The sequence below is a fragment of the Burkholderia plantarii genome (assembly GCF_001411805.1).
GTDB classification, from domain to species: domain Bacteria; phylum Pseudomonadota; class Gammaproteobacteria; order Burkholderiales; family Burkholderiaceae; genus Burkholderia; species Burkholderia plantarii.
Genome location: NZ_CP007213.1, coordinates 3006559 through 3022991 on the forward strand (window position 1 = coordinate 3006559; position 16433 = coordinate 3022991).

Here is a 16433-nt window from a genome sequence, read left to right on the forward strand (position 1 = left end):
TGCACGCCGCCGCGGCACGCATGCCACGCGCCGCGACGTTGCCCGATTCGTTTCGCTTGCTACTCATGCCCGATCGCCAGTCCGATTCGCCGCGCCGTCTGTCGAAGATGCATCCCGCGCGCCTGCTGACGCCGAATGGCGTCCTGATCGCCGGCGCGCTGCTGCTGATGTTCTTCTGGACCCTGAGCGCGCTCGTGCTCTACCAGTCGCGCTCGGATGCCTATCAGCGCGCGGAGGGCAACGCGCGCAACCTCGTGCTCGTGCTCGAACGCGACATCGCGCGCAGCATCGAGCAATACGACCTGTCGCTGCAGGCCGTGGTGGACGGCATGCGCCAGCCGCAGGTGATGGCGCTGCCGCCGCATCTGCGCAACCTCGTGCTGTTCGATCGCGCCACCACCGGCCGCTATCTCGGCACCATCTACGTGGTCGACGCGCATGGCGACGTCGTGCTCGATTCGCGCTCCGACACGCCGCCGGCCGGCAACTTCGCGATGCGCGAGGACATCGCGATCCATCGCGACCAGCCCGACCTCGGCCTCTACATCAGCCGGCCGCTGCCCTCGCCGATGCATCGCGGCATGTCGATGCTCACGCTCACGCGGCGCATCGACAACGAAGACGGCTCGTTCGGCGGCGTGGTGGTGGGCGCGCTCAGCGTCGACTATTTCCGCTCGCTGCTCGACGGGCTGTCGGTCGGCCCGCACGGCTCGGCGTCAGTGATCGGCACCAACGGCGCGCTGATCACGCGGCTGCCGTTCGACGACGGCATGGTGGGTCGCGACGTCAGCAACACCACGGTGTATCGCGACGCGATGGCCCGCCCGACCGGCTCGGTGGCCGGCTTCGCCAAGCTCGACGGCACGCGCCGGCTCTACGTGTTCCGCCGGCTGCCGACCCTGCCGATCATCGTCAACGTGGCGCCCGCCGAGGACGACATCTACGTGGAATGGCGGCACCGCGCCGGACGGCTCGGCGTGATCGTGGCGGTGTTCTCGCTCGTCGTCTCGGCCGGCGCGGTGCTGCTCTCGCACGAGCTGCGCCTGCGCCAGAAGGCCGAGCTGCAGCTGCACCAGCTGGTGCGCACCGACGCGCTGACCGGGCTCGGCAACCGCCGCGCGTTCGACGCCACGCTGCACGGCGAATGGTTGCGGGCGCAACGTACCGGCAAGCCGCTGTCGCTGCTGTTCGTCGACATCGACCAGTTCAAGGCCTACAACGACCGCTACGGCCACCCCGCCGGCGACGACGTGCTGCGCGAGGTGGGCCGCGTGCTGACGCGATGCGTGCGGCGCCCGTCCGACAGCGTGGCGCGCTACGGCGGCGAGGAGTTCGTGGTGACGCTGCCCGACACCGACGCGGCCGGCGCCACCCATATCGGCGAGCACGTTCGCAGCTCGATCTACGAACTCGCGATCCCGCACACGACGAGCCGCCACGGCCGCGTGACCGTCAGCATCGGCATCGTCACCTCGGGCGACACCTCGGTGGCAAGCGACGCGGCGTTCGTGAGCCTCGCCGACACCGCGCTCTATCACGCGAAAACGGCGGGCCGAAATCGAATCTGCGATCCGGACGGAAATCTCATCACCACTTGACGGCACTCATTTCGCCGCAGCCAGGCCGGGGGCGCCGCCGTCTCGAGCGAAGCGGCGGGATCGACTGAACCGCCCCGGGAATCGACCGGGCCGGTTGGGGTGGATGCGTGCGGGCATGCCGGCGGCATCGGTCCGCGGCCTGCAGCCCGGCATCGGCGCAACCGGCTCGACCGCCGCCCGCCACGGCAGGTGCTCGCCGCGCGGCTCCCGTCCCGGGCGCGCCGGGCGCATGCAGTTCCGGCGAAACTTGCCCGGCGTCCCGTTCCAGGCGCGACGCGCTCGACCCGAGCCCCGCCAAACCCGATGCGTTCACGCCCGCCTGCCGTCACGCAGGGTTTACCAAGATTGACGCGATATGGCTTCGCTATTTAAATAAATCAACTTGATTTATTTAATATGCCATCGGCCCGACCCCATGGAAGGACACACCATGCGACGCCCGCACATCGGGCAAGGCAGCAATTCGGCCAACGTGCGTCGTTACAACGAGCGTTTGCTGCTGCAGATGCTGCGGCGCACGGGCAGCGCGTCGAAAGCCGAACTGGCGCGCCGCGCGAACATGACGGGCACGGCGGTCGGCAGCATCGTCGCCTCGCTGGCCGACGCGAAGCTCATCGAGTTCGCGGGCCGTACCGAAGGCCAGCGCGGCCAGCCGGCGTCGCTGATCCGCCTCGATCCGAACGGCGCGTTCGGGATCGGCGTGCGCGTGGACCGCATGCGCATCGAAACCGCGCTGGTCAATTTCGCGGGCGATGTCATCGGCTGCCGCTCGCACGACATCTTTCTTCCTCCGCCCGCGATCGTGCTCGAGACGGTGCGCGGCGATATCGAGGAACTGCAGCGCCAGCTTCCCGCCCATGGCCGCGACCGGCTCACGGGCGTGGGCGTGGCCCACCCGTTCAACCTCGGCAGTTGGTTGCGCGAGCTGGGTCTGCCGGCCGACGCATTCCGCGCCTGGGCCGAAATCGATCTGGCCCGGGAGCTCGCCGGCGTCACGCCGCTGCCGGTGTTCAGCGAGAACGACGGCAACGCCGCCACCATCGCCGAGCTGTTCTACGGCTGCGGCCGTCAGCGCGACCATTTCGTCTATCTGTTCCTCGGGCCGGTGATCGGCGGCGGCATCGCAATCGACGGCGACTGCCTGCACGGCCGCACCGGCAACGCCGGCGATTTCGCGGTGATGCCGGTGCGGCCGAGCCGCCTGTGCTCGGCACCGGCCCCGCACGGCGCCTGGGACATCCTGCTCACGCGCGCGTCGCTGAGCGCGCTGATCCGGCACCTGCGCCATTGCGGCGAGACGGTCGACAGCCGCGCCGCGCTGAACGATTGCATCGCGCGCGGCGTACACGCCGTCGACGAATGGATCGACGATTGCGTGGATGCGCTCGCGTTTGCGCTGCGCTCGGTGCTGTCGATCCTCGATCTGCCGGTGGTCGTCCTCGATTCGGACGTGGACGCCGGCCTGCTCGACCGTCTCATGCCGCGCCTGCGCGAGGCGCTCGCCGCGATCACGCCGGAGGCGCGCGGCGTGCCCGAACTCGTGCGCGGCTCGTTCGGCGCGGACGCCGGCGCGATCGGCGCCGCCACCCTGCCGATGTTCTTCAACTTCTCACCCCGCTCCGGCATCCTGCGCGGGGCGGGCCCGGACAAGCAAGAGGTTGCCTATGTCTCTTTCTAAGGCGTCCCCGCCGCTGCTCGAGATGCGCGGCATCAGCAAGACCTTCGCTGCCGTGCGCGCGCTCGACAACGTCGGCCTGACCGTCTATCCCGGCGAAATTCATTCGCTGATGGGCGAAAACGGCGCCGGCAAGTCGACACTGATGAAGATCCTGTCCGGCGCGTATCGCGCCGACCCCGGCGGCGAGATCCTGATCGACGGCCGGCCGGCGGACATCGACGGCACGCTCGCCGCGCGCGATGCCGGCATCGCGGTGATCTACCAGGAGCTGTGCCTGTCGCCGAACCTGAGCGTCGCCGAAAACATCTACATTGGCCGCGAACTGCGGCGCGGCAACCGCCGTTGGGGCACCATCGACCGCGCCGCGATGGCGCGCGGCTGCCGGGACGTGCTCGCGCGCCTCGGCGCGCCGTTCGGCCCGGACGCGCTGGTCGGCACGCTGTCGATCGCCGAGCAGCAGCTGGTCGAAATCGCGCGCGCGGTGCATACCCGCGCGCGCATCCTGGTGATGGACGAACCCACCACGCCGCTGTCGTCGCGCGAGACCGAGCACCTGTTCGCCCTGATCCGCCAGTTGCGCGAGGAAGGGTTCGCGATCATCTACATCAGCCATCGAATGGCCGAGATCTACGAACTTTCGGATCGTGTCTCGGTGCTGCGCGACGGCACCTATGTCGGCACGCTCGAGCGCGACGCGCTGTCGGCCGACCGGCTCGTCTCGATGATGGTGGGCCGCGACATCTCGGGCTTCTACAAGAAGGCGCACGCGCCCTACGATCCCGGCCACCTGCTGCTGTCGGTGCGCGACGTCGCCGACGGCGGCCGCGTGCGCGGCTGCAGCCTCGATCTGCACGCCGGCGAGGTGCTCGGCATCGCGGGGCTGGTCGGTGCGGGCCGCACCGAGCTGGCGCGGCTGATCTTCGGCGCGGAGCCGCGCACGCGCGGCGAGGTGAAGCTCGGCGACCGCACGTTCGGCGCGCACTCGCCGCGCGAGTCGATCGACGCCGGCCTCGTCTACCTGACCGAGGACCGCAAGCGCCAGGGCCTGTTCCTCGACATGAGCGTGCGCGACAACATCAACATCGCGGTGTGCAGCCGCGACGCGCGGTTCGGCACCCTCGATCTGCCGCGCGGCGCCGCGCGGGCGCGCGACGCGATCGCCGCGCTCTCGATCCGCGTGCCGCACGCGAACACCCAGGTCGGCGCGCTGTCGGGCGGCAACCAGCAGAAAGTCCTGCTGTCGCGCCTGCTGGAGACGAAACCACGCGTGCTGATCCTCGACGAGCCGACGCGCGGCGTCGATATCGGTGCGAAATCCGAGATCTATCGCATCATCAACGACCTGGCCCGCGCCGGTGCCGGCGTGATCGTGATCTCGAGCGAGCTGCCGGAAATCATCGGCGTGGCCGACCGCGTGCTGGTGATGCACGAAGGCGAAATCGCCGGCGAACTGGGCGGCCACGCGAATACGCCCATCACGCAGGAAGCGATCATCGCCCTCGCCGCCGGCTCCCAGGCCGAACCGGCCGACGCGCACTGATCCCGCCCGCCCCTCTTCCCCTTGCCTTCAGGTATCGACATGATCAACCCGACCAAGCAGCGGAACCTCGCTTCCGCGACGGCCCATACGGCGGCCGACCGTACGCCCCCGATGCGCGGCGCCGACCGCCGCGCGCGCATGCAGTCGCTGATGCGCACCGCCGGCATGCTGCCGGTGCTGCTGGTGCTCTGCCTCGGCTTCGGCTTCCTGACCGACGGCTTCTTCACGCTGCAGAACCTGTCGATCGTCACGCAGCAGGCTTCGATCAACATCGTGCTCGCCGCCGGCATGACCTTCGTGATCCTGACGGGCGGCATCGACCTGTCGGTCGGCTCGGTGCTGGCCGCGTCGGCCGTCGCCGCCCTGCTGGCCTCGACGATTCCGGGCTGGGGCTGGCTGGGCGTGCCGATCGCGCTCGGCGTCGGCCTCGCGTTCGGCGCGGCCAACGGCGTCCTGATCTCGTTCCTGCGCCTGCCGCCGTTCATCGTCACGCTCGGCGCGATGACCGCGGTGCGCGGCGTGGCCCGCCTGATGGGCAACGACACGACCGTGTTCAATCCGCAGCTGCCGTTCGCCTTCATCGGCAACGGCACGGTGTTCGGCCTGCCGTGGCTCGTCGTGATCGCGTGCGCCGTCATCGCGCTGTCGTGGTTCATCCTGCGCCGCACCGTGCTCGGCATGCGCATCTATTCGGTCGGCGGCAATCCCGAAGCGGCCCGGCTGTCGGGCATCAACGTGCGGGCCATCAACCTGTTCGTCTACGCGGCGTCGGGGCTGCTCGCCGGGCTCGGCGCGGTGATGTCCGCCGCGCGGCTCTACGCCGCCAACGGCCTGCAGCTCGGCCAGTCCTACGAACTCGATGCGATCGCCGCGGTGATCCTCGGCGGCACCAGCTTCGTCGGCGGCGTCGGCTCGATCGTCGGCACGCTGATCGGCGCGCTCATCATCGCGGTGCTGACCAACGGCCTGGTGCTGCTCGGCGTGTCGGACGTCTGGCAGTACATCATCAAGGGGCTCGTCATCATCGGCGCGGTCGCGCTCGACCGCTACCGCCAACGCGAATCGGCCCGCACCTGACAGGCCGCCAACGCTCCCCGCACGGGTGCGGGCAGGTCCTCCCGCACCCAGCCGCCAACGGACCTTCCGGAGACACCACGACATGTTCAAGCAAAACGCCACGCTGACCCTCCTCGCCTGCGCACTCGCCTTCGGCGCGGGCACCGCCGATGCCGCCGACAAGCCGCTGAAATCGATCGGCGTCACGGTCGGCTCGCTCGGCAACCCGTACTTCGTGACGATCGTCAAGGGCGCCGAAGCCCGCGCCAGGCAAATCAACCCGAACGCGCGCGTCATCGCGGTCTCGGCCGATTACGACCTGAACAAGCAGTTCACGCAGATCGACAACTTCATCTCCGCGCACGTCGACATGATCCTGCTCAACGCCACCGATCCGAAGGCGATCGAGCCGGCGGTGAAGAAGGCGCAGGCGGCCGGCATCACGGTGGTCGCGGTGGACGTCTCGGCCGCGGGCGCGAACGCGACCGTGCAGACCAACAACGTGAAGGCCGGCGAGCTGGCCTGCGATTACCTTGCGAAGAAGCTCAACGGCAAGGGCAACGTCGTCATCGAGAACGGCCCGCAGGTGTCGGCCGTGATCGATCGCGTCAACGGCTGCAAGACCGAGCTGGCGAAGCACGCCGGCATCAAGCTGCTGTCGAGCGACCAGGACGGCAAGGGCTCGCGCGAAGGCGGCATGAACGCGATGCAGGGCTACCTGACGCGCTTTCCGAAGCTCGACGGCGTGTTCACGATCAACGACCCGCAGGCGATCGGCAGCGATCTCGCGGCCAAGCAGCTGAACCGCGCGAACATCGTGATCACGTCGGTGGACGGCGCGCCCGACATGGAAGTGGCGCTGAAGACGAACACGCTGGTGCAGGCGTCGTCGAGCCAGGACCCGTGGGCGATGGCGCAACAGGCCGTGAATGTCGGCTACGGCATCATGAACGGCAAGGCGCCGGCCAACCCGATGATCCTGATCGAGCCGACGCTGGTCACGCGGGACAACGTGAAGGACTACAAGGGCTGGAGCTCGCACTGAGCGACGCCGGCGCGGCACGCGCCGCATGACCGGTCACGCGCGGCGCGCGTGAGGCCGCCGGCGCGCCGTGCCCCGCCCGGGTTCCGCGCCGGCCATCGCGCCGCGCCCCGCCGCCGCCCCGCCGCCCCGCCGCAGATCCGCCGCTCGCGCGGCCCCGTGGTACCGGTTTCCCGCCGAGGCAGGCGCTTGCGCGAGCGGCCGGCGCGCATGGCGACAACGCCGGGGAGGCCGAGCGCATTCAGGCCGCCCGCCGTCGCCCGAAAAAATATTTTGAAATATGCGACGGATTCCGTCAGGTGCACCGGTTTAAGCAGCGTGTGGCCGCCCGATCGGCGACACGCCCCTCGACTCCGGACCAACCTGACGATTCCATGACGCCAAACCGGCTTACGCTCCGCGCGACGATCCTTTCCCCCACCCGCGCGCCCCTGCGCGCTACCTTGCGCGCCTGCTGCGCCGCGCTGCTGCTCGGCAGCGCGCTGTCCGCCTGCGTGGTGGCCGAGCCCGCGCCCGTGGTGGTGCGCACCGCGCCGCCGCCGCCGCGCGTCGAGGTCGTGCCGGCGCCGCGCGTCGGCTACGTCTGGGATGCCGGCCACTGGGCCTGGCAACACGGCGCCTATGTCTGGGAGCCCGGCCACTGGCAGGCGGTGCGTGTCGGTCATCACTGGGAGCCGGGCCACTGGGCGCCGCGCGGCGACGGCTGGGTCTGGATTCGCGGCCATTGGGTGGCCTGAACCCGCCCCTGCGCTCGCGTGTTCTTCAAGACCGACCCGGACGCGGCACTGATCGGGCGAATCGCGCAGGGCGACGACAAGGCGGCAGCCGCGCTGGTGACACGCAAGCTGCACCGCATCGTCGCGCTCGCCTATCGCATGCTCGGCGACGCGGCGGAAGCCGAGGACGTCGCGCAGGAAGTATTCGTGCGCGTGTGGAAGTACGCGCGCTCGTGGCGCGAGGAGCGCGCGCGGGTCGATACCTGGCTGCATCGCATCGCGCTCAACGTCTGCCATGACCGGCTCGAGCTGCGCTCGCGCCGCCGGGAGACGGACGCGCTCGACCCGGGCCTGCAGGCCGATACCGGCCCGACGCCCGTGGCGCTGTGGCTCGCGAAATCGCTGCGCGAGCGCGTGCAGGACGCGCTGGCCACGCTGCCCGTGCGCCAGCGCGAGGCCCTGGTGCTGACCTACTACCAGGAACTGGGCAATGCCGAGGCGGCCACGGCGATGGCACTCAGCGTCGAGGCGGTCGAAAGCCTGCTGGCGCGCGCCCGCAAATCGCTGCGCCAGCGCCTGCTTGACATCCAGGCATGAAGGAGTCCGCACGATGACTGCCGACGAGTTTCACGATCTGATCGACCGGTACGGCGCGAACCCGCGGCGCTGGCCGGCGCCGCGCCGCGAAGCCGCCTCGCGCCACGCCGACGCGCTCGGCGACGCGCTGCGCGACACGCTCGCGCCGGCTCGCCTGCTCGACGCGCTGCTCGACGCGGCCGACGCGCCGCCGCCCGGCGAGACCCTGCGGCGCCGTGTACTCGCTTCGTTCCCGCGCCGGCCGCCGCGCTGGATCACGCGTCATCCGTGGTGGTCGGGTGCGGGCCTGGTCGGTATCGCGGCAGCCGGCTGCACCGCCGGCTTCATGCTGATGTCGATGCTGATGACCATGCCGCCCGGCCACCCCGCGCCGGGTTCGCCTTATGACGCGGGCACCTTCCGCGAGAATGCTTTCGATCTGCCGACATCCAGTAAGGAGAACGAATGAGATGGCCGTCATGCCGGACGCTGCTGGTGCTGTCGCTGGTCTTCAACGTCTTCCTGCTGGGCGGGATCGGCGGCGCGCTGTATCGCTGGCTCGGCGACGAGCACGCGATCGTCGCGCAGCGCAACCGCAATCTGCGCTTCGCCGCGGACGGCTTGCCGGCGGCGTACAAGCAGGCCTTCGCGGCAATGCTCAAGGCCCAGCGTCAGGAAGCGAAGCCGCTCGCGCAGGCAGCCCGGGACGGCCGGCGCAGCGTGGCGCAACTGCTGGTGGCGCCCGGCTTCGATCGCGCCGCGATCGAAGCGGCGCTGGCCCGCACGCGCGAGGCCGACTTCGAGCAGCGCCGCCGCCTGGAGGAGAGCATCGTCGGCTTTGCCGAGGCGCTGCCGCCCGCGGAACGCGCGGGCCTGGCCCAAGGCCTGCAGCGGCGCGGCTCGTTCCAGCTGCCGGCGCCGGCCTCGACGGCGCAGACTTCGCATTGATCGCACAGACTGTTACACAAACCGGGCGGGCCCTCGTCCACGAAGCTTCGCCAGGAGCCGTTACTGTGAGTGTGACCGCCGCGCCGAGCTTTCATTTCCGTCAGCTCGGCATGGCAAGCACGCCGTAACCGGATGCCGTCTTCCACGGCGCGAAGCTGATCAAGCGAAGCATGCCGAATCGTGCCGGTTCCACACCGCACCGCTGATGCAAGTCTTGAGCTCCCCTGATGAACGACACGCACAAGATCATGAAACGTACCCTGCCGCCTCGTCACCACCCCGTCCGCGCGCTCGTCGCGTCCTCGCTCGTGATCGCCCTGCTGGGCCTCGCCGCCTGCAACAAGCAAAGCGACGACACGCCGCCCGCGGCCGGGGCGGCCAGCGCCGCGAGCGCGCCGGCCGCCCCGGACACGCAGCCGGCACCGGCTGCCTACACGCCGCCGAGCGCCGACCAGCTCTATCAGATGGTCGCGCCGATCGCGCTGTTCCCCGACAAGCTGGTGGCCCTGGTGCTGGCCGGCTCGACCTATCCCGACCAGATCACGGCCGCCAACACCTGGATCGGCCAGAATCCGACGCTCAAGGGCGCCGACCTGACCGCGGCCGCCGATGCGCAGCCCTGGGATCCGTCGGTCAAGGCACTGACCGCGTTCCCCGCCGTGCTCTCGCAGATGGCCGGCAACATCGCGTGGACCACCGCGCTCGGCCAGGCCTATTTCCACGATCCGAACGACGTGCTGAACGCGATCCAGGTGATGCGCCAGCGCGCGCAGAAGGCCGGGCACCTCAGCTCGGGCAGCAAGCTGCACGTGAGCCAGGTCACGCAGGCCGCGCCGCCGTCGTCCTATACGCCGGCGCCGAGCGGCCCGGCGATCTACGAAGGCCCGCCGATCGTGCCGCCGCCGCCGCAGACCATCGTGATCGAACCGGCCCAGCCCGACACCGTCTACGTGCCCACCTACAATCCGGCCGTGGTGTACGGCGCGCCGGTGGTCTACCCCGGTTACGTCTACCGGCCGAGCTACGACACCGGCGCGGTGGTGACGGCGGGCGTGCTGTCGTTCGGCGTGGGGATCGCGGTCGGCGCGCTGTTCAGCCATCACGACTGGGGCTGGCACTCGTGGGGCGTGAACTGGGGCGCGCCGCATCCGGGCGGCCCGGCCTGGGGCAACTGGCAGCGGCCGGCGGTGGTGTACAACCACACCACCTATATCTCGAAGTCGACCACCGTGATCAACAACGTCAACACCATCCATAACACCCGGATCACGAACAACGTCACCAACAACTACGGCAACACCACCAACCGCGTCGGCAACCTGATCAATCGCGGCGCGCCGCCGGCCGGCATGGCCGCCGCGCAGCAGATGCACGCGCAACAGATGCGCGAGCAGCAGGCCGCGCGCGAGAATCCCGGCGCGCCGCATCCGGTCCCGTCGGCGATGTCGATGCCGCATTTCGGCGCCAACGATGCGCGGCCCGGCGAGCGACCCGGGCCGCATCCGGGCGAGAACCGCCCGAACGAGTTCGCCGCGCACGCCGGCCCGGGTGCTTCGCATCCGGGCGCCGAGATGCATGCCGAGCGCAACGCGCCGGGCGCGCATCCGCCCGTCGAGGGCCGCGCGCAGGAGAGCGTGCCGCACCCGCCGGCCGGGGAGATGCACGGCCCGAACCACGAGAACGGGATGCGCGAGATGCCGGGCATGCCGATGCGCCAGCAGGCCGAGCCGCAGCACGCGCCCGAGGCCGAAGCGCCGCCTCGGCAGCACGAGGCGCCGCCCCAGCAGCACGAGGCCTTCCAGCAGCAGCACGAAGCGCCTCCGCCGCAGCAGCACGAGGCACCGCGCCCGGCACCGCAGCCCCACCCGGCCCAACATGCGCAGCATGCGCCGCAGCCGCATCCTCAACATCCGGCGCCGCATCCGCAGCAGCACGAGCAGCGGGAGCATCGCTGACCGGCAGCCGGGCTGGCGTCAACGCATCGAGAGCCGGACGAGGCCGGCTCTCGCCGTCATCCCCCGCGCCACGCCGTTACGCAAGCGTCGGCGTCGCCCGGCGCTTCGAATTAACGCGGGTTCACGCGCCCGCCGCGCAACGGCCGCTCGGGCCACCAGCCTCTTCGGCCGCGCGGCCCCTTCCCGCCACGACCTCGGCGCGCGTCCCCCGCCGAACGGCGCACCGGCGTCGTGCCTGCTCCATCGACGGGACGCCTGTTCCGACCTGCCGGCTTGCCGGATCGCGTCGGCCGGCGGCGCGCCCGGCCCGGCTGGTTTCGGCCTCGCCATCCTCCCCCTGGTCGAAAAGCGTTTCCGTTTCATGACAAACCACGTCCCGGCTCGGGGCAACGCTTGCCGCAAACCTCGCGCTCGGCTCGGTCGACGATTCCCCGCACGCGTCAATCTCGACGTAAGCCTGTAACAAAACAAACGTATGGTTCAGTCTCCGAAAAAATACAGGGAAACACTCAAGTGTTCGCGTCCGTGCCTCGTTTCGTCCGTCTCCATGGCATCGCCTCCGCCATCTCGATGTCGTTCCTGCTGGCCGCCTGCGGCGGCGGCGACGACAACACCGGCAATCCATCGCCCGCGGTGGTCTCGCAGGTGCCCGCGCCGCCCGCCGACCCGGGCTTTACCGACAGCGCGCCGGTGCCGTCGGTGACGGCCTTCGTCGACACCGCCTATACCAACCAGCGCGGCGATGCCCGCTATGCCACGATGAGCACCAATGCCGGGGTTCGCGTGCTGGCCGGCTTCCGCGCCCTCTGGCAGCCGCTCACCGATATCGTCGACGCGGGGGTGAGCGCGCCGGCGGCGGGTGGCTTCCCGGCGGTGGTGGCCTCGACCTGGACGGGCCTGCCCACCGACGGCACGCCCAACGGCACGGCGCTGAATCCGGCGGTGCTCGGCGCCAACGTGCAGTACGTGGTCTCCGCCACCACCACGCGCTCCGCCGCGCAGGCCGACGCCGCCTACTACGACGACCGCCGCGGCAAGGGCTACAGCGTCACCGACGGCATGGGCCCCCTGACGACGGCATGGCGCAACGCGGCCCAGCAAACCACGTCCATCACCTCGATTCCGGCGGACGCCACCACCACGCTCTACAACGACAGCGGCAACAACACCGGCGTGGGCGGCACGGCCAACACGACCTTCGGCAGCGTGGTGGATTTCGTCAACGCGATGGGCAACAACGCATCGACGGAGCCGGCCAAGCGCTTCTACAAATACGAACGGCCGTTCCGCTGGAGCACGAGCGTGGTCGTGGTCCCTGCGCTGGTGCCGGCCGAAAGCACCACGCCGGCCACCGACGGCGGATTCCCCAGCGGTCACTCGGCCGAGGCCATGCGCGACGCCATCGCCATGGCTTACGTCGTGCCGGAGCGGTTCCAGGAAATGCTGGCCCGCGGCCTCGAACTCGGCGAGAACCGGATTCTGGCCGGCATGCACTCGCCGCTCGACGTGATCGGCGGGCGCATCCTGGGCGAGGCCGCGGTGGCCGCCAACCTCGCGGACCCCGCCAACGCCGCGCTGAAGGCGACGGCGTTCGCCCAGGCGCACACCGCGCTGTACGCCGCGACCAACACGAACGCAGCAAGCTTGCCCGCCCTCGCCCATTCGGCGCCCGCCTCGAGCGACCGCTTCGCGGACTACGCGACCAACAAGGCGAACTTCCTGCGCCGCCTGACCTTCGGGTTCGGCCAGATCAACCCGGCAACCGCCCCCGCCGTGGTGCCCAAGGGCGCCGAGGCGCTGCTCGAGACGCGCCTGCCGTACCTGAGCGCGGACCAGCGCCGCGTCGTGCTGAAGACCACGGCACTGCCGTCGGGCTATCCGGTGCTGGACGACGCCGAAGGATGGGGCAGGCTGAACCTGTTCTCGGCCGCCGACGGCTACGGCCAGTTCAACGGCAACGTGGCGATCTCGATGGATGCGTCCAAGGGCGGCTTCAGTGCGTCCGATACCTGGCGCAACGACATCGGCGGCAGCGGCAAGCTCAGCTTCGCCGGCACCGGCACCCTGACGCTGGCGGGCAACAACACGTATGGCGGCGGCACCCAGGTGACGGGCGGCACGCTGGCAGCCGCGGCACCGAACGCGTTCGGCAACGGCGACGTCTATCTGGGCGGGGGCACGGTGGCGATCGCGGCGGCGTCTCGGGCGGTCATTGCAGGCCGGTTCACGCAGCTCTCGGGCAGCACGCTCGAACTCGATCGCGGCACCGGTGACGCCGGCCGCGTCGCGGTGGGAGGCCCCGTCGCGATCGTCGGCGGCACCCTGCACGTGAAGTTCACGCAAGGCTACGCTCCCAAGCCCGGCGATACGATCAACCTCATCGATAGCGGCAGCTTCGCGGGCCGCTTCGACGCCGTGACGGTCGACGGCCACAAGGCGACGCCGCTGTACGGCACGTCCGGGGTACAGATCCGCATCGACGGCTGAACACCGGCCCGGCCTTCGCTTCCCGCAGCCGATCCGGCATTCGCCGGACGGCGCGGGTGCCCCCGGGCCAGCCCGCGAGCGCGAGCGTGCGCATTCACGTGCCGTGGGCGACGCGCTCGAATCGACCCGTCGTGCCTGCAAGCGACCGGCAGGCGGCTCCTCCATTCGAGCGCCAGACGACAGCGGGTGGCCGGGTTCGATCACCATCGATCGATGGAACCCCTCGGCCATATCCCGCCCGGCCGCAGCCGACGAAGCCCGGCAGCCAGGGGAGAACCGTCGCGAGGCGCATGCTTTTCAGGCTCAGGTGGCGGTCCATCGTGGGGAAGCTCGGGAACCACGCGAGAAAGAAGAAAAGGATGTCGCGATAGCCGAAGGACGAAATCATCGCCGCGAGAATGGCGGGCTGCTTCAGGTAGAACCCGAGCCGCTGCACGTTGGCGGGATCTTCGGAAACGCGGTGGTCGGATTCGATCACGCGGCGCTCGTCGCCCGAGACGCGCGGATGCTGATGCGGCCTGTCGGCGGCCAGGAAGTGCCAGAAGATCAGCCATATCAGCCCGAAGCACGCCACGCCCGCGAACGCGACGCGCCAGCCATACGCGGCCGTCAACAGGCCGACCACCGGCCCCGCCGGCGCGCCGCCCAGCGGCGGTCCGCGATGGGCGAAACCGAAGGCGGCGGCCGACTCCTTGTGAGGGAACCCGTCATTGACCATCTTGTTGATCGTGGTCGCGAGCGGTCCCTCGGCCATGCCGAAGAGCGTGCGGATCGCCAGCAGCGAGCCGAAACCGGTGGCGAGGCCGGTCGCGCCGCGCAGCAACGACCACGCTTCTCGATGCGGCGCGACAGCGCCGACGCCGAAAGAGGCAACGTGTCCGCGGCGGCACGAAGGCTGCCCAGGTCGGCGGTCGCGACGAAGGCGCGCAAATCGGATATCTCGAAGTTCTTGCCAATGGTCTCACCGGCCGGCGAAAAGGGTCGCTCGGTGCCGACGCGTCGGTGCATGGTGTCGATTCGTGCACGCGGCGCTCGAATCGGTCGATTTTTGCGCCAATCCGTTGCATCCGGCCCATCGGACATGAAGCACGTCGTTCAGCCAGGGCCCCGGCGAGACGCGGGCACGGCCTTGCGCCGCACGCGCACGGCGCGGCCAGCCGTTCGACGTGACCGGCACCAGCACTGCGCGCCATCGTACCGACTTTCCCTCTGCACCCAGCCATGCTGAGTCATCGTGCATGCACGGCTGCCATCGCCGCAAGCACGAGCATCGAACTCACGGGAGCCGGCACATGAATACCGCCAAGCACAGGGACAACGCCAGACAACAGCGCCACAAGTACGAGCAGGACAGCGCGACGGACGACGGCATGCCCGCTGCCCCTGACAAACCGACGGGCGCGCCGCCCGGCGCTCGCGAACGACTTCGGACGACGAAGCAGCGGATCGCCGAATCCAGAAAGCGCTGGGGGATGGCCTGCCAGCCGCGCTGATCACGCGTCCTGCCCTTGACATCGCCCGCGCCGCGATCATCGAACCCGCGAGAAGCGGATCGTGACCTGCTCGCAGCGGTGTAGCGCCACCGAGTCCTCGAATCTTGACGTCAGTCACCCCATCAGGAGTCCATCATGACCATCCCCGCGCTCGAGGTCTGACGAGCAGGACGCCGCGCGATGCGCGCCACACTCATTGACGCTTCGTCCGTGTGCGGGACTTCATTCTCTCCAGCCTGACGGAGGCTCACATGAAAAAGACGATCGATTACCGAGGCTTCGAAATTCACATATATACGAAGCCTTCGACAGCGAAGAAGGTCGATGTTTGGTACTACGTAGAAATAGCAAACAAGTTCGAGGGTATTGCCGTAACCGGAAAGCGGATGATGGTTCACGACGGGCCATTTGCCGGGCGTCGGGCCCTCGTCGTCGGGCGTATCGCCGGGCAAGCCGTGGTCGACATGATCCTCGATCCCTTCACGGATACACCGGGCGAGATTCAATACGGGCATCACCATATTCGTGCATAGTCCCTGCGGCGAGTGCGCCAGAAGAAATAACCACGGGCAACGCTTTTTGTCATATACGGTTTCGTAAAGACCATGAGGTCGAGCGGATCGACTTGAAGCATCCGTCGGTTCGCCTTGCTGACCCGACCCACCGGGCACGGCTGAACGCAGCAGATGACCCTGCCATCCGAGTTTTCGGGGCGGCGCGCAGCCAGGCCGTGTTACTTCGCTTCCTCCGGTGAAGCCGTTACAAGATAAGTATTGACGGGGGCAGCGCCTGGCGGATACCGTGATACCTGAAGTTCAAGAAGTTCGAGTGCTGCTCATCAATTGTCCGCTTCTCAGGCGGTATTCGTTGTCCTCTCTCTCCTTGATGCTTCACATGCCCATTTACAGGGCGACTCTTTTTATTTTTCTCAAGGATTTTTCATGGATACCGGTATCGTCAAGTGGTTTAATGACAGCAAGGGTTTTGGCTTCATCACGCCGGACAACGGCGGCGAAGATCTGTTCGCTCACTTCTCCGAAGTCAGCGGCGAAGGCTTCAAGACGCTCGCTGAAAATCAAAAGGTCAGCTTTGAAACGAAGCGCGGCCCGAAGGGCATGCAAGCGGCCAACATCAAGCCGCTGTAAAGGTTGAAGACCCGGCACCCGGCAACGGGTGCCGAAGCACCACGATCCCGTCGCGGTGCGCTTTCTCCCCTCCGGGCTCGGTACAATCGCCCCTGGCTGTGTCCTGTCATGCGGTAGTTCACCGGGCGCCGCACACCTCATTGCGCTTCATTTCCTCTCGCTGGCTTCAACGCCATTTCTCGCATTTCGCCTGCTTCAG

15 protein-coding genes and 1 pseudogene are annotated in these 16433 nt (G+C 69.0%); 14 read left to right on the forward strand and 2 right to left on the reverse strand.

Annotated features, from left to right (window positions below):
* The first annotated feature begins 65 nt into the window (after positions 1-65).
* The 11 genes from bpln_RS29455 to bpln_RS29505 all read left to right on the forward strand — a co-directional run bounded on the left by bpln_RS29455 (position 66) and on the right by bpln_RS29505 (position 13596).
* Positions 66-1598: a sensor domain-containing diguanylate cyclase gene (locus bpln_RS29455; protein ID WP_055141266.1), complete on the forward strand. Its 1533-nt coding sequence runs from the start codon at positions 66-68 to the stop codon at positions 1596-1598.
* Positions 1599-2028: 430 nt separating this feature from the next.
* Positions 2029-3276, forward strand: coding sequence for an ROK family protein (locus bpln_RS29460; protein ID WP_055141267.1), 1248 nt, complete (start codon positions 2029-2031; stop codon positions 3274-3276).
* Positions 3263-4816, forward strand: coding sequence for a sugar ABC transporter ATP-binding protein (locus tag bpln_RS29465; protein ID WP_042628665.1), 1554 nt, complete (start codon positions 3263-3265; stop codon positions 4814-4816). The genes bpln_RS29460 and bpln_RS29465 overlap by 14 nt, the downstream gene beginning before the upstream one ends.
* 39 nt (positions 4817-4855) lie before the next feature.
* The gene (locus bpln_RS29470; RefSeq protein ID WP_042628666.1) at positions 4856-5893 is read left to right on the forward strand and encodes an ABC transporter permease subunit; all 1038 of its coding nucleotides are present in this window, start codon (positions 4856-4858) and stop codon (positions 5891-5893) included.
* Between the two features lie 82 nt (positions 5894-5975).
* The gene (locus bpln_RS29475; protein WP_055140805.1) at positions 5976-6917 is read left to right on the forward strand and encodes an ABC transporter substrate-binding protein; all 942 of its coding nucleotides are present in this window, start codon (positions 5976-5978) and stop codon (positions 6915-6917) included.
* A 371-nt stretch (positions 6918-7288) separates the two neighbouring features.
* Complete coding sequence (locus bpln_RS29480) at positions 7289-7651, forward strand: YXWGXW repeat-containing protein (protein WP_042628668.1); 363 nt, start codon at positions 7289-7291, stop codon at positions 7649-7651.
* 18 nt (positions 7652-7669) lie between these two features.
* Positions 7670-8227 (forward strand): RNA polymerase sigma factor, encoded by a 558-nt coding sequence (locus bpln_RS29485; RefSeq protein ID WP_055140806.1) that lies wholly within the window; start codon positions 7670-7672, stop codon positions 8225-8227.
* A 13-nt stretch (positions 8228-8240) separates the two neighbouring features.
* Positions 8241-8675: a hypothetical protein gene (locus bpln_RS29490; RefSeq protein ID WP_055140807.1), complete on the forward strand. Its 435-nt coding sequence runs from the start codon at positions 8241-8243 to the stop codon at positions 8673-8675.
* Positions 8672-9154, forward strand: coding sequence for a periplasmic heavy metal sensor (locus bpln_RS29495; protein ID WP_055140808.1), 483 nt, complete (start codon positions 8672-8674; stop codon positions 9152-9154). Before bpln_RS29490 ends, bpln_RS29495 begins: the two co-directional genes overlap by 4 nt.
* A gap of 248 nt (positions 9155-9402) precedes the next feature.
* Positions 9403-11109 carry a DUF3300 domain-containing protein gene (locus tag bpln_RS29500; RefSeq protein WP_055141268.1) on the forward strand — a complete coding sequence of 569 codons (1707 nt, stop codon included), beginning with the start codon at positions 9403-9405 and terminating at the stop codon, positions 11107-11109.
* A 570-nt stretch (positions 11110-11679) separates the two neighbouring features.
* A complete protein-coding gene (locus bpln_RS29505; RefSeq protein WP_171907396.1) occupies positions 11680-13596 on the forward strand; it encodes an acid phosphatase in 1917 nt (638 codons plus the stop codon).
* Between the two features lie 94 nt (positions 13597-13690).
* Here bpln_RS29505 and bpln_RS29510 read toward each other — a convergent pair whose 3' ends face one another.
* On the reverse strand, positions 13691-14419 hold the full coding sequence (locus tag bpln_RS29510; RefSeq protein ID WP_167352313.1) for an MFS transporter: 729 nt from the start codon (positions 14417-14419) through the stop codon (positions 13691-13693).
* 23 nt (positions 14420-14442) lie between these two features.
* A pseudogene (locus bpln_RS34700) lies at positions 14443-14679 on the reverse strand (helix-turn-helix domain-containing protein); the annotation flags it as partial.
* Positions 14680-14888: 209 nt separating this feature from the next.
* Here bpln_RS34700 and bpln_RS29515 point away from each other — a divergent pair.
* The 3 genes from bpln_RS29515 to bpln_RS29525 all read left to right on the forward strand — a co-directional run bounded on the left by bpln_RS29515 (position 14889) and on the right by bpln_RS29525 (position 16234).
* Positions 14889-15089: a hypothetical protein gene (locus bpln_RS29515; RefSeq protein WP_244132108.1), complete on the forward strand. Its 201-nt coding sequence runs from the start codon at positions 14889-14891 to the stop codon at positions 15087-15089.
* A 251-nt stretch (positions 15090-15340) separates the two neighbouring features.
* Positions 15341-15622, forward strand: a complete 282-nt coding sequence (locus bpln_RS29520; protein ID WP_063891377.1) for a hypothetical protein — start codon at positions 15341-15343, stop codon at positions 15620-15622.
* A 408-nt stretch (positions 15623-16030) separates the two neighbouring features.
* Positions 16031-16234, forward strand: coding sequence for a cold-shock protein (locus bpln_RS29525; RefSeq protein ID WP_042628673.1), 204 nt, complete (start codon positions 16031-16033; stop codon positions 16232-16234).
* Positions 16235-16433 lie beyond the last annotated feature (199 nt).

Bases quoted from the DNA above. Each gene is read 5' to 3' on its own strand.
- bpln_RS29515 (WP_244132108.1), top strand. From the start codon at position 14,889: ATGAATACCGCCAAGCACAGGGACAACGCCAGACAACAGCGCCACAAG.
- bpln_RS29525 (WP_042628673.1), top strand. From the start codon at position 16,031: ATGGATACCGGTATCGTCAAGTGGTTTAATGACAGCAAGGGTTTTGGC.
- bpln_RS29490 (WP_055140807.1), top strand. From the start codon at position 8,241: ATGACTGCCGACGAGTTTCACGATCTGATCGACCGGTACGGCGCGAAC.
- bpln_RS29500 (WP_055141268.1), top strand. From the start codon at position 9,403: ATGAAACGTACCCTGCCGCCTCGTCACCACCCCGTCCGCGCGCTCGTC.
- bpln_RS29470 (WP_042628666.1), top strand. From the start codon at position 4,856: ATGATCAACCCGACCAAGCAGCGGAACCTCGCTTCCGCGACGGCCCAT.
- bpln_RS29475 (WP_055140805.1), top strand. From the start codon at position 5,976: ATGTTCAAGCAAAACGCCACGCTGACCCTCCTCGCCTGCGCACTCGCC.
- bpln_RS29505 (WP_171907396.1), top strand. From the start codon at position 11,680: ATGTCGTTCCTGCTGGCCGCCTGCGGCGGCGGCGACGACAACACCGGC.
- bpln_RS29455 (WP_055141266.1), top strand. From the start codon at position 66: ATGCCCGATCGCCAGTCCGATTCGCCGCGCCGTCTGTCGAAGATGCAT.
- bpln_RS29495 (WP_055140808.1), top strand. From the start codon at position 8,672: ATGAGATGGCCGTCATGCCGGACGCTGCTGGTGCTGTCGCTGGTCTTC.
- bpln_RS29465 (WP_042628665.1), top strand. From the start codon at position 3,263: ATGTCTCTTTCTAAGGCGTCCCCGCCGCTGCTCGAGATGCGCGGCATC.
- bpln_RS29480 (WP_042628668.1), top strand. From the start codon at position 7,289: ATGACGCCAAACCGGCTTACGCTCCGCGCGACGATCCTTTCCCCCACC.
- bpln_RS29460 (WP_055141267.1), top strand. From the start codon at position 2,029: ATGCGACGCCCGCACATCGGGCAAGGCAGCAATTCGGCCAACGTGCGT.
- bpln_RS29520 (WP_063891377.1), top strand. From the start codon at position 15,341: ATGAAAAAGACGATCGATTACCGAGGCTTCGAAATTCACATATATACG.